This is a genomic window from Streptomyces sp. 142MFCol3.1, assembly GCF_000424945.1.
Lineage (GTDB): Bacteria > Actinomycetota > Actinomycetes > Streptomycetales > Streptomycetaceae > Streptomyces > Streptomyces siamensis.
Genome location: NZ_AUKV01000023.1, coordinates 126,685 through 141,134, shown reverse-complemented (window position 1 = coordinate 141,134; position 14,450 = coordinate 126,685). Strand labels below are relative to the sequence as shown.

The window sequence follows — 14,450 nt, the reverse complement described above, 5'->3', positions numbered from 1 at the left end:
ACCCCGCCCGCCCTGCTCCTCGTCGCGCCCCTGGCGCCGTGCCGATGCAGGCCCCCGGCCACGCCAGGTGTGGGGCACGTCGGCACGCACGCCGTGCGGCTTCGGGCACGTGTCACGGGTGTGGTGGACCGCTGCCCGGCCGGGGGAGGGAGAGTTCCGCCCAGATGACCTTGCCCTCCTCGGTGGGGCGGGTGCCCCAGCGCAGGGCGAACTGGGCGACGAGGAACAGGCCTCTGCCTCCTTCGTCACCCAGCTTGGCCCGTCGCATGTGCGGGGAGGTGCTGCTGTGGTCGGAGACGGCACATATGAGCTTGTTCTCGGTCCGGATCAGGCGCAGCTCGATGGGGGCCTGGGCGTGCCGGATGGCGTTGGTGACCAGTTCGCTGACGATCAGCTCCACGGAGAACGACAGATCATCGAGCTGCCACCGCGCCAGGCGGTCGCTGGTCCGTTTGCGGGCGTGTCCCACCGAGGCGGGATCGAAGGGAAGGCTGAAGGTGTCGACGTTCTCGGCGGCGATCGGGCGGGGCCGGGCGACGAGGAAGGCGACGTCGTCCGGCGAGCGCTCCGGCAGCAGGGCCTGCTCGATGGTGTCGCAGATTTCCTCCAGAGGCCGGTCGGGGTGGGCGAGAGCGAAGCTGATGCGTTCCAGTCCGGTGTCCGTGTCACCGTCGGCTGCCGTGAACAGGCCGTCCGTGTAGAGCGCGAGGACACAGCCCTCCGGGATGTCCACCTCGGTCGACTCGAACGGGAGGCCCCCGAGGCCCAGCGGTGGACCCACGGGGATGTCGGGGAACTCCACCGCCTTGTCCGGGTGGGCGAGGGCGGGCGGCGGGTGGCCGGCGCGGGCGACGGTGGCGCGGCGCGTGACGGGATCGTAGATGCAGTACAGGCAGGTGGCGCCGACCACGCCCTCGACGCCGGTGGGGTGTGCCGCGTCGGCCTCCTCGGCCAGGCGCTGGACGAGGTCGTCGAGGTGCGAGAGCAGCTCGGCGGGTGGCAGGTCGATGTCTGCCAGCGTGTGGACGGCGGTGCGGAGTCGTCCCATGGTCGCCGCGGCGTGGATGCCATGGCCGACGACGTCGCCGACGACCAGTCCCACCCGGGCACAGGCCAGGGGCAGGACGTCGAACCAGTCGCCGCCGACCCCCGCCTCGGTGTCGGCAGGCAGGTACCGGTACGCGGCCTCGACGGCCATGTGGGCCTGCAGCTCGTGCGGGAGGAGGCTGCGCTGCAGGGTGAGCGCGGACAGGCGCTCACGGGTGTAGCGTCGCGCGTTGTCGATGCAGACGGCGGCGCGGGCGGCGAGTTCCTCGACGAGCAGCAGGTCGTCGGAGGCGAAGGCTTCCGGGGTGCGCCAGCGCATGAGGGTGGCCACTCCCACGGTGATGCCTCGAGCGCGCAGCGGAACCACCAGGTGTGAATGGATACCAAGGGTGCACAAGAGGGTGCTGCGCATGCAGTCCTGGAGCAGCCATGGGCTGGACAGGTCCAGGACGGCGTTGAGGACGGGGTGGCCAGTGGCGAGGCAGTGCCGCTGAGGGGAGCCTTCCGGGTAGCCGACCGGTTGGCCGGGCGTGACGGCGGCTTCGGGCAGATCTTCGCGTACGGAACGATGGACCGCCCGGCGCATGTCGTCATTTCGGCCGGGGCATCGGGCGTCGGGTTCCCGGCCGTCCAGAACGTCGCCGAGCAGGTCGATGGCGACGAAGTCGGCGACCTGCGGTACCAGCACCTCGGCCAGTTCCCCGACGGTGCGGTCCAGGTCGAGCGTGCTACCGATCAGGACGCTGGCCTCGTTGAGCAGGGCCAGGCGCCGTTGTGCCAGGTGAAGGTCGGTGACGTCTACTGACTCCTCGCACACGCCCAGCGGCCGGCCCTGGTCGTCCTGCAGCCGGTAGTAGGACAGCGACCACACATGCTCATGGTCCGGATCGGAGGGAGGGCGGCCCCGGTAGTGCAGTCCGACCACGGTCTGCCCGGTGCCGAGCACCCTGCTCATGAGCTGGGTGACCGTGGTGGGGTACTGCGCGGACAGTACCTGGCTTCCCGGATACAGCTCGTCTTCACTGCGTCCCAGGTAGTCGGCGAACGGCCCGGGCAGTTCCTGCCGGGCGGCGGCGTTCGCCCAGGCCACCCGCAGGTCGGGGCCGTAGATCGTCATGCCCACCGGGGACTGCGTCGTGATGCCGTGCAGCACGGCCTGCTGTGTCTGCCAGGCTCTGAAGTCCTCGGCATCCGTCAGGAACAACAGGTATGCCGGGCCCGCGACGGTGTCAGCGAGGCGGTGGCGGACCACCGCGGTTCGCAGGAGGTGGCCGTAGCGGTGACGGAAGGTGAGGTCGCGACGACACTGCGAGGCGGGTTGCTGCGTGAGCCACGCCGTCGGCTCCTGCCCTTCGGCCTGTGCCGTCAGCGTGTCGATCGAGTGCCCGAGCACCTCCTGGGCGCCGTAGCCGAGCAATTGCTCGGCCTCCGGACTCCAGCCGGTCACCAGTCCCCGCTTGTCCAACATGACGGCGGCGGTCTCGAAGCTCCTCTGCTCGTCGCCGAGACCGACCGCCTCGGGACCACTCGATGGTGTGGTCATGGCACGTCAGCCCTCCGCCACCCCGGTCGCCGGGCGGGCCCGCCCGCTGTCTCAAGGATCGACCCGCATCGGATGGAGCACAAACGCCAGACCCCTTCCTCTGGAGCACGAACGCCAGACCCCTTCCTCCTCGACCCGGAGGTCGCCCCACCGGCCGGTGAAGGGCCCCTGCCGTCACTCGGGTCGCGGGAGCAGACTGCCGACGGCTCGTTCGAGTTCGGCCACGCGGTCGGCGAGGGTGGGGGCCTCCGAGCCCTTGGTGTCGCGCAGCAGGAGTTCGACCTGTGCCAGCTGCTCGCCTATCTCCGCCAGTCGTTCCTCGGACCATGCAGTCGTGGCGCTCGGGCCGGTCTCCGGTGCCGGCGGTCGATTCTCGCGGCGTTCGGCGGTGGGCTCGTCCGCGACCGTCCCCGTACGGTCCTTGGGGGGCGTGGCGGTCCCGGCCTCGGTGAAGAGGCGGCGCAACTGTTCGGCCTGGGCGGCTAGTTGGCGGTTCTTCCGGTACAGGTCGAGAAAGATGCTGACCTTGGTACGCAGCAGCCACGGGTCGAACGGTTTCGTGAGGAAGTCCGCAACACCGATCGAATATCCGCGGTAGGCATAGTCCGTCTCGACCTCGGCCCCGGTCAGGAGGATGACCGGCACATCTTTGGTCTGGTCCAGGCGCTTGATGTTCGCGGCCGTCTCGAAACCGTCCATGCCAGGCATGAGGACGTCGAGCAGCACAACGGCGAAGTCCTGCCGCAGCATGGCCTTCAGTGCCTCTTCACCCGAGTGGGCGCGCACCAGCTTCTGGCCGAGTGGGCTGAGCAGGGCTTCGAGAGCGATCAGGTTCTCATCGATGTCGTCGACGATGAGGATGCTGCACTTCTCGGTCGTGGGTGTGCTCATGGCCCCTGCCTCGACGGGTCTACGTCGTCTTCGGCGACGCCCTGCTCCCGCGCGGGCCGCGGATCCGCGGAGCGGCCCCGCGGGTCGAGCAGATCGCAGGCCACGGACAGCAGACGGTCCACGTCCACGGGTTTCGGAACGTACTCCGAAGCGCCCGCATCGAGGGCCTTCTCCCGGTCGCCCGGCATGGCCTTGGCGGTCAGCGCGATGATCGGCACATCGGCGAAGCGGGAGGAGCGCCGCACAGCGCCGATGGTCTCGTACCCATCCATCTCGGGCATCATGATGTCCATCAGAATCAGCGAGATGCCGGGAACACGGTCCAGCATCTCAAGACCTTCGCGTCCGTTCTCGGCGTACTTGGCCGTGATGCCCACCCGGCCCAGTACATGCATGAGCGCGAAGACGTTACGGATGTCGTCGTCCACGATGAGGACGGTGCGCCCGGCCAGCACCTTGCGCGGCCGACCGGTGATCCACTCTTTGAGCCGCGTGGCTTCCGGCCAGCTCGATATGTCCCGGCCGGTGGTCGCTGCCGCCATGCCGACGGGGAGCTCCGGCACGCTCGTCGCCTGTGCCGTCGAGGGAGCGGCGAGCGGCCCGGCCGACAGTAGGGGGACAGGTGCAGTGGTCGACGCCGCCGGGCTCGCGTGCCTCTTCAGGGGTTCGGTCATGGGCGCAGTCTCGGCGCTGTGGCTCGCGGGGACGTACAGCGTGAACCGGGAGCCGACGCCAGGTTCGCTGTCGGCGACGATCCGGCCGCCCAGCATGCCGGCGATCTCCCTGCTGATGGAGAGTCCCAGCCCGGTGCCGCCGTACTTGCGGCTGGTGGTGCCGTCGGACTGCTGGAACGCTTCGAAGATGACGGCCAGTTTCTCCCGCGGGATGCCGATGCCGGTGTCCTCGACGCGGAACGCGAGGATCGGTTCGCTCGTCGGCAGTCCCTCCCGCTCGATCTCCTGGCCCGTTGCCTGTTCGACCCGCAGTTCCACGCTGCCCGACGACGTGAACTTCACGGCGTTGGACAGCAGGTTCCGCAGAATCTGCTGGAGCCGCTGCTCGTCGGAATGCAGCTCGCTCGGCACGCCGTCCCCGATCGTGACGTCGAAGGACAGTCCGCGCTCGTTCGCGAGCGGCCGGAACATGGCATGCACATAGTTCAGCAGCTTGGTCAGCGGCAGCTTCCTGGGATGGACGTCCATCCGGCCCGCCTCAATCTTCGACAGGTCCAGGATGTCGTTGATCAGCTGGAGCAGGTCCGATCCCGACCGGTGAATGGTGGCCGCGAAGTCCACCTCCTGTTCGTTGAGATGCCCGTCGGGGTTGTCCGCCAGCAGCCGGGCCAGAATCAGCAGCGAGTTCAGCGGGGTGCGCAGTTCGTGCGACATGTTGGCCAGGAACTCCGACTTGTACTGCGACGAACTGGCCAGCAGGGCGGCCTTGTCCTCCAGCTCCGCGTTGGAGCGCCGTAGTTCCGTGGTGAGCCGCTGCGACTCCGAGAGCAGGGCCTCGGTGCGCGCGTTGGAGAGAATCGTGTTGATCGAGACGCCGATGGTGTTCACGAACTGGTCGATGAAGGCCAGATGGACCTCGTTGAACCTGCTGAACGAGGCGAGTTCGATGACTCCGAGCACCTCGCCCTCGAACAGGATCGGGAGGACGACGATGCTGGTCGGTGGCGCCGAGCCGAGCCCGGACTCGATGCTGATGTATCCCGGCGGAACCGCGTCGACGAGGATGCGCTTCTTTTCCAGAGCGGCCTGTGCGATCAGTCCCCGCACCGGCTTCCTGGTGTCTGGGTGAGTGCTGTCGTCCGGGCCTTCGGCGCTGCCGTAATGGGCGATGAACTGCAGGCCCCGGCCGGGTTCGGCACCGGCCTCCGCCAGGAAGAATGCCCCGAACTGGGCGTTGACCAGGGGGGTGAGCTCACGCAGGATCAGGTCCGCGACCTCGACCAGGTCGCGATGGCCCTGCATGAGACCGGCGATACGGGTGAGGTTCGACTCCAGCCAGTCCTTGGCCCGGGTGGTTTCGCGGAGGTTGGAGACCATCAGATTGACGTTGTTCTTCAGCTCGTTGACCTCGCCGCTGGCCTCGACCGCGATCGAGCCGGTGAGGTCGCCCTGGGCCACTGAGCTGGCGACCTCGGCGATGGCGCGTACCTGCGTGGTCAGGTTGAGGGCGAGTTCGTTGACGTTCGTCGTCAGCCGCTTCCAGGTGCCGTAGACGCCCTCGACCCGCGCCTGGCCGCCCAGTTGGCCTTCGCTGCCGACCTCGCGGGCCACGCGCGTGACCTCGGCGGAGAACGAGGACAGCGTGTCGACCATGGTGTTGATGGTCGTCTTGAGTTCGAGGATCTCACCGCGCGCGTCGACGTCGATCTTCTTGGACAGGTCGCCCTGGGCGACGGCGGTGGCCACCTGGGCGATGTTGCGGACCTGCGAGGTGAGGTTGTCCGCCATGAAGTTGACGTTGTCGGTGAGGTCCTTCCAGACTCCGGAGACGCCACCGACCTGGGCGCGCCCGCCCAGTTGTCCTTCGGTGCCGACTTCGCGGGCGACGCGTGTCACCTCGTCGGCGAACGCCCGTAGCTGGTCGACCATCGTGTTGACGGTGTCCTTGAGCTCGAGGATCTCGCCGCGGGCGTCCACCGTGATCTTTTTCGAGAGGTCACCGTCGGCGACGGCGGTGGTGACCTGGGCGATGTTGCGCACTTGGGAGGTGAGGTTGGACGCCATGAAGTTGACGTTGTCGGTGAGGTCCTTCCAGACTCCGGAGACGCCGCGGACGTGTGCCTGGCCGCCGAGTTGTCCTTCGGTGCCGACTTCGCGGGCGACGCGTGTGACCTCGTCGGCGAACGCCGACAGTTGGTCGACCATCGTGTTGATCGTCGACTTCAGTTCCAGGATCTCGCCCTTCGCCTCCACAGTGATCGTCTTACCGAGATCGCCCTGGGCGACGGCGGTGGCCACCTGGGCGATGTTACGGACCTGGGAGGTGAGGTTGGACGCCATGAAGTTGACGTTGTCGGTGAGGTCCTTCCAGACTCCGGAGACGCCGCGGACGTGTGCCTGGCCGCCGAGTTGTCCTTCGGTGCCGACTTCGCGGGCGACGCGTGTGACCTCGTCGGCGAACGCCGACAGTTGGTCGACCATCGTGTTGATCGTCGACTTCAGTTCCAGGATCTCGCCCTTCGCGTCCACCGTGATCTTCTGGCTCAGGTCGCCGGTGGCGACGGCCGTGGTGACCTGGGCGATGTTGCGGACCTGGGAGGTGAGGTTGGACGCCATGAAGTTGACGTTGTCGGTGAGGTCCCGCCAGACTCCGGAGACGTCCCCGACGTGTGCCTGGCCGCCGAGTTGTCCTTCGGTGCCGACTTCGCGGGCCACACGTGTGACCTCGTCGGCGAACGCCCGTAGCTGGTCGACCATCGTGTTGACCGTGAGCTTCAGTTCCAGAACCTCACCAGTGGCCTCCACCGTCACATGCTGGGTGAGGTCGCCGCGTGCCACCGCTGTCGTGACGACGGCGATGTCCCGGACCTGCGACGTGAGCCGGGACGCCATCGTGTTGACCGCCTCGATCACCCGGCGCCAGTCGCCGGAAAGGCCACGTACATGGGCCCGGCCGCCCAGCCGGCCTTCGGTACCGACCTCGCGCGCCACCCGCGTCACCTCGCCGGTGAACAGGGAGAGCTGGTCCACCGTGCGGTTCACGCCGCGGGCCAGACGCCGTAGATCGCCCCGAAGCTCGCGGCTGCCGTCGTGCAGGTCGACGCGCTGTGTCAGCTCCCCGACCGCCACCGCGTCCAGTACACGCGTGGCGTTCGACACCGGAGCCACCAAGGCCTCGAGGAGGGTGTTCGCGGAGTCCACGCCTGTCACCCAGGAGCCCTGCCCCGGGCTCGCCGACAGCCGCTCGTCCAGCCTGCCGTGGCGTACGACCTCGCGGCGGACCCGCTGCAGCTCGCTGACCAGATGCTCGTTACGCCCGGCGATCTGGTTGACGATGCCGGCCACCTCTGCCAGGACGCCCTCCTCCGCACCGTCGACGCGGACGGTGAAGTCACCGTCGCGCAGTGATTGCAGAGCGGTGAGCAGCGGGCGCAAGTCGCTGCTCCGCACCCATGCGCCGCCCGGGGGCGCGGGGGACGGAGCGAGTTCCCTGGCCTCGGGCGGGTCCACGGCCGTGAATCCTGCGTCGGCCGAAACCGGTTCGAGCGCCATGGCACTCCACCCCCTGTCGTCAACCTGGGCAGATACGTCACACTATAGGCGGTAAGGAAAAAATGTGATGAAGGTCTCTTTAGGACATAAATGATCGCAATGCCTCCCCCTTCGACCCTGCCCTCCGGATCGGTTCTGATCTCGCAACCTGACAGGTGCGTATCGCGGACGACGCTGCAGGCGAACCAGCGGGCGGCCTCCGAGGCGCGCGCGTTCGTGCATGCGACCCTCGCCGAGCAGGCCCCGGTGGTCGGCGCCGGATCCCAGGCGATCATGGACGAGTTCGAAGAGGTCAGAGGCGATGCCGAGCTGCTCGTCAGCGAACTGGCCACCAATGCCGTCATGCACGCCGGTACGGACATCGACGTCATCTGCTCGATGGAAGGGGGCGGGAGCCGTTCGGGCTCGCTGGAGGAGCCCGGTTCCCCGGCACCGGCGGACGACGACAACGCCTCCGTCGCCGTGATCATCGAGGTGGCCGACCGCCACCCCACACGGGCCCTGCGCACCCAGGAGGACCTGCCCGGCCGGCTGTGCCTCGGGCTGCGGATCGTGGGCGCGCTGGCCACGTCATGGGGGGTGACCTACGGCCAGGACAAGAAGTCGGTGTGGTTCCGCCTGGAGGCTGCGGCTCGGGAGCGGCGCGGGGCACCCGAGCCCACGGCGTCGCCGCGGCCCGTCCTGCGGGACTCCGGGACAGGCGCATCGGTGTCCGTCGGCGGCGGGGACGGGCTCATCGCCGAATGGCCCGACCCGGCGGGTCCCACCTTCCTCGCCGAGGGAAGCGAGCTTCTGGCGGGCCAGCTCGACGAGGATCTGGTCGCCGCACTCGCCGGACAACTGCTGGTGCCCCGGCTCGCCGACTGGTGCGGCGTATGGCTGGCCGCGGAAGGCGGCCGGCTGCGCCTGTCCCAGGTCTGGCATGCCGAAGAGTGGCGCATCGACGCGCTGCGCCGCGAGCTGGAAAGGGAACAGCCGCCCGTCGTACTCAGCAGGGCAAGCATCCCCTGGCCCTGGCCGGAGACTGCCGGGGACGCGGGTACGCGGGGCTCAGCGCTGGCGTTCCCCCTGGTCGCGGACGGTGCCTGCCAGGGCGTTCTCCTCCTCGGCAGGTCCGGGCAGCTCCGCATGACCGCCAGCCTGGAGAACGTCGTGCAGGACGTGGCGCGGCGTATCGCGCAGTCGTTGATCACCGCCCGCCGCTACACCCGGCAGAAGACGATCAGCCGGGCCCTTCAGCGCAATCAGCTGCCCGAATTCCTGGCCAGCATTCCGGGCGTCGAAACGGCGATCGTCTACGAGCCGCACGGCGAGGGTCAGACGGTCGGTGGCGACTTCTACGACCTGTTCCCGATGGGCGAGGGCCGTTGGGGCTTCCTTCTCGGCGACGTGCAGGGCAAGGACGCGGAGGCGATGTCGGTCACCGGTCTGGCGAGGTACCTGGTCAGACTGCTGGCACGCGAGGGCCACGGCGTCGAGTCGGTGCTCCGGAGGCTGAACACCGCCATGGTGGAGGAGAGCGCGGGAGCCGTCGCGAACGGCGGCGAACAGGCCCGCCCGCGGTTCTTCAGCATGCTGTACGGGGAACTGCAGCTCGGCCCGGGCGCCGAGGGTCCCCTTTGCACGATTGCCAGCGCAGGACACCCCTTGCCCCTGCGCCTTTTGACAGACGGCTCGGTCGTGGCCGCCGCGGAACCCAAGATGCTGCTCGGCATCGACAACGGCGCTGATTTCCAGTCCCGCTCCTTCAACCTCGCCCCGGGTGAGACGCTACTGTGCGTGACCGACGGCGTGACGGAGCGCCGAAGCGGTCTCCGGCAGCTGGATGACGGTGACGGCCTGTCCGCGGTGCTCCGCGAATGCACCGGGCTGGGCGCGAAAGCCGTAGCCGAACGTATCCGCCAGACGGCGCATTGCTTCGGTCCCAGCCCTGTCGAGGACGATCTCTCGATCCTGGTGTTGCAGGCGCTGCCCGTGGCGGGTGCGGAAGCGGACACAGCAAAGCAGCAACCGGGTCGCTGAGAAGCCGCTGGATGATGCAGTGCCCGCTCCCGGCATCCGGCGCACCGAGCTACACACCCCTATTCGTCAGTGCTGCCGGGATCGCGCATCGCAGATGCTCGCCCACCGAAGCACGGAACGCGATTTCCCCGGCCGGAGCTCGTCGCAGCGCTGCTCTGCCGGGGGAGCGCGCAATGGCCCGACGGTGAGGCCGCTGACAGGCGCGTACCGGCGATACACAACGCTGACCCACCCCGACTCTCCCCGCAGTCGGCAGGCCCTGCCGCCTCCCGGGCGACATCAGCAAGAACAGCTGAGACCGGCAATGCCCGCCGGCACTGGACCTCCGTGGGAATCTGAGGTGAGTGGGCGACGTAAAGGGGTACACGGGCTCACCACGGAACAGGGTTGGTCGAGGCGGAGACTCGCCTGCTCAGGGGAGGAATGAGACGTGGTGGGCCCCACACAGTCAGACGACAGCGGACGCGACGAGTCGCTCCAGGAGCGTGCCGATCGCAAGTGGAACGACCTTCTCCAGGAAATTCGCGTCGCCCAGACCGGGGTGCAGATCCTCTTCGGCTTCCTGCTGACCGTCGTGTTCCAGCCGACCTTCCGGCAGTTGTCGGATTCGGACCAGACGCTGTACATGGTCACCATCGTTCTGGGCGCCACGGCGACGGGCGCATTGGTGGCCCCGGTGTCGCTGCACCGAATCGTCTCCGGCCGCCAGATCAAACCCCGGACCGTGGCATGGGCTTCGCGGCTGACCATGCTCGGACTCGTCCTTCTCCTCGTCACCATGGCGTCGTCCCTCTTGCTCGTCCTGCGCACCGCCACGCATGACGACAGCTACGTGCCGTGGATCGTGGCCGGCGTTGTCGCCCTATACATTCTGTGGTGGTTCGTCGTCCCCACCGTCACCCGGATCCGGAGCAAGCCCGGTGTGTCAGGAGACGACACGCACCGCTGAACGGCGCCTGGAGCGATCAGACGGGCGAGGAAACGATGCTGAGGCTCGATCTGCGAACGGCAGACGCGGACAGGTAGGACATTCTGCATGGCGAAGAGCCGGGTCCAGGCCCGGGCGAGGCACCCCAGACATGAGCGTCGCGGCGAAGCCCGGCTCCCAGGCGTGGCCGCCACGCTCATCGCGCTCGCCCTGTACGTGGGCCTGCCCCAGCAACTCCTGGTCGCACCACGCTATGTGATGCCTGCTTTGGAACTTCTGCTTCTGGTGCCACTCATCGCGATCAATCCCAAGAGGCTGACCCGGCAGACGATGGCGTTCAGGTTTCTGTCGCTGGCCCTTGTCCTTGTCATCGCGGCCAGCAATCTCACCGCCCTCGGCATCCTGATCCGCGAACTGATCCACGCCGACGTGAAGGACGGCCGGTCCTTGCTGGTCGCCGCCTTGCAGGTCTGGCTCACCAACATCATCGCGTTCGGCCTGGCTTACTGGGAACTGGACCGCGGCGGCCCCGTCGCCCGCACCCAGGCGCCCCGCGGCGATCTGCCCCTGGCGGACTTCCGCTTCTCCCAGGACGAGAACAGCGACGCGGTGGAGGAAGTCGCGGACGGCGCCAGCAGCACCTCGGACTGGGTACCCACCCTCACGGACTACCTGTACATCTCCGTAACCAACTCAACCGCTTTCAGCCCGACCGACACCATGCCCCTGTCGACGCGCGCAAAGCTGCTGATGAGCCTGCAGAGTGTCGCAGCCCTCCTCACCTCGCTCCTGGTCATCGCCCGAGCCGTGAGCATCCTCCACTGAAAGCGCCGCGTGTGCCGAAACCGCGGCGGAGCCGGAGCGCCAAGGCATCAGGCCGAGGCGGACTTCTCACGCGGCGATGACGACGCCCGGTGGCATTCGTCGACCCTGGCTGCCTCGGGAGGCTGTTCCGTCGACGCAGCGCAGGACGCGCCGTTCCTACGACTGCTGAGACGTGCTGTCGTGCCGCGCAAGGAGGCGGAGCAGGTCTGCCACGTTCAGCCCGTTCTCTGCGGGATGCCTCAGGACGGTGCCAGGCTCGATGCGGTACGCGTTGGAACGTCCCTGCCGGGTGTGTGTGAGATAGCCGTCCTGCTCCAAGTCCGCGATGATCTTCTGGACCGCCCGCTCCGTGAGCCTGCAACGTGCAGCAATATCGCGGATACGCACGTTCTGGTCATCGGCAATCGCCACCAGTACGCGGGCGTAGTTGGTCAGAAACGTCCACCCTGTGTGCGGCTCAGGTACGTCACCCATCCGTACAGCATAGGGTGCAGGATTCCGGCAATCAAAAGGGTGAAAGTTTTTTCATGTATCCCTTGACGTGCGTGACGGTCCAGGGAGAATCTGGATAGCGGAAGCCGGTGGATCCCCCTGAGAGAGGCTGCCATGCCGGATCACGCTCACCCTCGGCACACCCCCGACGCTGTCACCGTGTCCAGCCTCTGGCTTGACGTGACGACGTATGCCGAGGGCGGCCGAACGGTTGTCGCGGCGCACGGCGAGATCGATGTCGACACCGAGGACACTCTCCGCCTGGGCCTACGTGAAGCGCTGGACCGCTCCATCACGGGCCTCGACCTCGATCTGAGCGCTGTTGACTTCTGCGACTGCTCCGGCCTGAGAGTCCTGACGCAGCTACGACAGCAGGCCTTGGAGCATGGCAAGACGCTCGTTCTCCAGGCCGCCAGTCCGGCGGTAGAGAGGCTGCTCACCATGACGGGTACCCGGTGCCTGTTCACCACCGCTGATTCAGAAGACAGCCGGCGGGACGGAGGCAGCGCCCTGGGCGCGCCCGAAAGTCGCCGCCCTGCCTCCTCCAACGGCAGCCAGAGAGCGACTACGGACCTGCGTACCGAAGTCGAACAACTACGGCGAGCGATGGTCACCCGGCCCGTGATCGATCTGGCCCGTGGCGTGCTGATGGCATCCTTCCATCTGAGCCCCGAGGACGCCTGGGGTGTGCTTGTCAGCGTGTCGCAGCGCACCAATACGAAGCTCTATCGGGTAGCCGAAGGCGTACTCGGCTCGGTCGACGGACACCCACTCTGCGAGCACATGCGACAGCAACTGGCCGCGGCCGTAGCGGCAGCGAGTCCTGATGGAGGCACTCAACTTCCGCCCGTGGACCGCGCCCACCCTCCAGACTCCTAGCCCCGCCGGTCAGATCCTCTGGGCGGAGCCCTGCGTGGTCCGGTACCTGGGTGACTGCGAAATGGCCCACGCGGGATGGCCTTGAACAGGTCTTTGCTGCGCATCGGCCACTGGATGAACAGACCGCGGCGTCCGAGCGCCGCCGGCCCGGGCAGTCGCGGGTAGGCGCCGGAGGTGACCGATCCTGCCCCAATCGGCGCAGGGCGTCAGCTGCCTGCGTGGGCGGCACCCCGGGTGGCGAAGAGCGCACCTGATGATGTGGCGTGGCGTCATGAGGATCTGCCGCGGTCCGCAACGAAGTCGCGGGCTCGGTCGACCAGGCCGACACCTGGTGCCAGGAGCTTGTTCACCGGAGAGGAGTCAGGGGCGGAGGGGTACGTGCGCGTGGGGGCCGTGTCCTTGGCCCGGGACTGTAGCCGTGTCCTTGGCCCGGGACTGTAGCCGTGTCCTTGGCCCGGGACTGTAGGGGTACTCGCCACTCATGGTTCGGCTACCTGATTTTGGACACAAAGATCACGAACTGCGCCCCGGCGACGCCGCGGACACGGCTTTTGGAGCTGACGACGACAGACCGCCCGCGAGGGACGCAGAACCGCGCTACGGGCCCGACGAGCAGGTCGAGCGAAACGCGCCCCACGCGCCGACCGATCTTCCGACACGGTCCTGGCGTGCGGTTTTCAGCGGCAGCCTGAAAGAGTTCAAGGAGGACGAGCTCGCCGACAGGGCCGCCGCCCTCACCTACTACGCCGTGCTTGCGCTGTTTCCGGCGCTGCTGGTGCTGGTCTCCGTCCTGGGTGTCACCGGTAAGTCCGTCACCGACAAAGTGCTCGCCAACCTCAAACGGCTCGCCCCCGGCTCGGTACGCGACATCATCACCCAGGCGGTGGAGCAGCTGCAGGGCAGTGGCGGCATCGGCTCGATCGTGGCGGTCGTCGGCCTGGTGCTCGCGGTGTGGGCGGCGTCCGGTTACGTGGGTGCGTTCATCCGTGCCGCCAATGCCGTGTACGACATGCCTGAGGGCCGCCCTGTGTGGAAGGTCCTGCCCGTGCGTGTCGGGGTCACCGTCGTGCTGATGGTCCTCGCCGTGATCAGCGCGGTGATCGTCGTGTTCACCGGCGGTCTCGCCCGCCAGGCCGGCACCGCCCTCGGCATCGGCGACACCGCGTTGACAGCGTGGTCGATCGCGAAATGGCCCGTTCTCGTCATCTTGGTCACGATCATGATCGCGATTCTGTACTGGGCCACCCCGAACGCCAAGGCGAAGGGATTCCGCTGGATCACTCCGGGCAGCGTCCTGGCCCTGGTGATCTGGATGGTCGCCTCCGCCGCCTTCGCGCTCTACGTCGCCAACTTCGCCTCCTACAACAAGATCTACGGCACCATGGCCGGCGTCGTTGTCTTTCTGGTGTGGCTGTGGATCACCAACCTGGCCATACTGCTCGGCCTGGAGTTCGACGCGGAGACCATGCGGCAGCGGGCGATCGCCGGGGGACACCCCGCGCGGGCCGAGCCGTACGTCGAGCCGCGCGACACCCGAAAGTGGGACGAGCGGGACCGCCGCCGCATGGACGACACCCAGGACTGACCTGCGCAAAAG

The 14,450-nt window shown here is 67.8% G+C and carries 9 protein-coding genes and 1 pseudogene; 5 read left to right on the top strand and 5 right to left on the bottom strand.

The features are described 5' to 3' along the window. Positions 1–112 precede the first annotated feature (112 nt). The 3 genes from H305_RS0130530 to H305_RS47480 all read right to left on the bottom strand — a co-directional run bounded on the left by H305_RS0130530 (position 113) and on the right by H305_RS47480 (position 7,707). Complete coding sequence (locus H305_RS0130530; protein WP_051371108.1) at positions 113–2,590, bottom strand: SpoIIE family protein phosphatase; 2,478 nt, start codon at positions 2,588–2,590, stop codon at positions 113–115. Between the two features lie 174 nt (positions 2,591–2,764). After that, positions 2,765–3,481: a response regulator gene (locus H305_RS0130525; RefSeq protein ID WP_028803793.1), complete on the bottom strand. Its 717-nt coding sequence runs from the start codon at positions 3,479–3,481 to the stop codon at positions 2,765–2,767. After that, on the bottom strand, positions 3,478–7,707 hold the full coding sequence (locus H305_RS47480) for a HAMP domain-containing protein (RefSeq protein ID WP_078629310.1): 4,230 nt from the start codon (positions 7,705–7,707) through the stop codon (positions 3,478–3,480). Before H305_RS47480 ends, H305_RS0130525 begins: the two co-directional genes overlap by 4 nt. Positions 7,708–7,923: 216 nt before the next feature. Here H305_RS47480 and H305_RS47475 point away from each other — a divergent pair, with 216 nt between their 5' ends. The 3 genes from H305_RS47475 to H305_RS0130505 all read left to right on the top strand — a co-directional run bounded on the left by H305_RS47475 (position 7,924) and on the right by H305_RS0130505 (position 11,482). After that, positions 7,924–9,729: a SpoIIE family protein phosphatase gene (locus H305_RS47475; RefSeq protein WP_324608122.1), complete on the top strand. Its 1,806-nt coding sequence runs from the start codon at positions 7,924–7,926 to the stop codon at positions 9,727–9,729. A 430-nt stretch (positions 9,730–10,159) separates the two neighbouring features. Then, positions 10,160–10,678 (top strand): DUF6328 family protein, encoded by a 519-nt coding sequence (locus H305_RS0130510; protein WP_028803792.1) that lies wholly within the window; start codon positions 10,160–10,162, stop codon positions 10,676–10,678. 162 nt (positions 10,679–10,840) lie between these two features. Next, positions 10,841–11,482 (top strand): hypothetical protein, encoded by a 642-nt coding sequence (locus tag H305_RS0130505; RefSeq protein WP_199791471.1) that lies wholly within the window; start codon positions 10,841–10,843, stop codon positions 11,480–11,482. A gap of 156 nt (positions 11,483–11,638) precedes the next feature. Here H305_RS0130505 and H305_RS0130500 read toward each other — a convergent pair whose 3' ends face one another. Beyond that, positions 11,639–11,956: a MarR family transcriptional regulator gene (locus H305_RS0130500; RefSeq protein WP_028803790.1), complete on the bottom strand. Its 318-nt coding sequence runs from the start codon at positions 11,954–11,956 to the stop codon at positions 11,639–11,641. A gap of 177 nt (positions 11,957–12,133) precedes the next feature. On the opposite strand from H305_RS0130500, the gene H305_RS47470 reads away from it, so the two are divergent. Continuing rightward, entirely contained in the window at positions 12,134–12,853 is a 720-nt protein-coding gene (locus H305_RS47470) for an anti-sigma factor antagonist (RefSeq protein WP_234021134.1), read from the top strand. A 269-nt stretch (positions 12,854–13,122) separates the two neighbouring features. Here H305_RS47470 and H305_RS55140 read toward each other — a convergent pair. Then, positions 13,123–13,260, bottom strand: a pseudogene (locus H305_RS55140) (hemerythrin domain-containing protein); the annotation flags it as partial. 74 nt (positions 13,261–13,334) lie between these two features. On the opposite strand from H305_RS55140, the gene H305_RS47465 reads away from it, so the two are divergent. Further along, positions 13,335–14,438 (top strand): YihY/virulence factor BrkB family protein, encoded by a 1,104-nt coding sequence (locus tag H305_RS47465; protein WP_078629308.1) that lies wholly within the window; start codon positions 13,335–13,337, stop codon positions 14,436–14,438. Positions 14,439–14,450 lie beyond the last annotated feature (12 nt).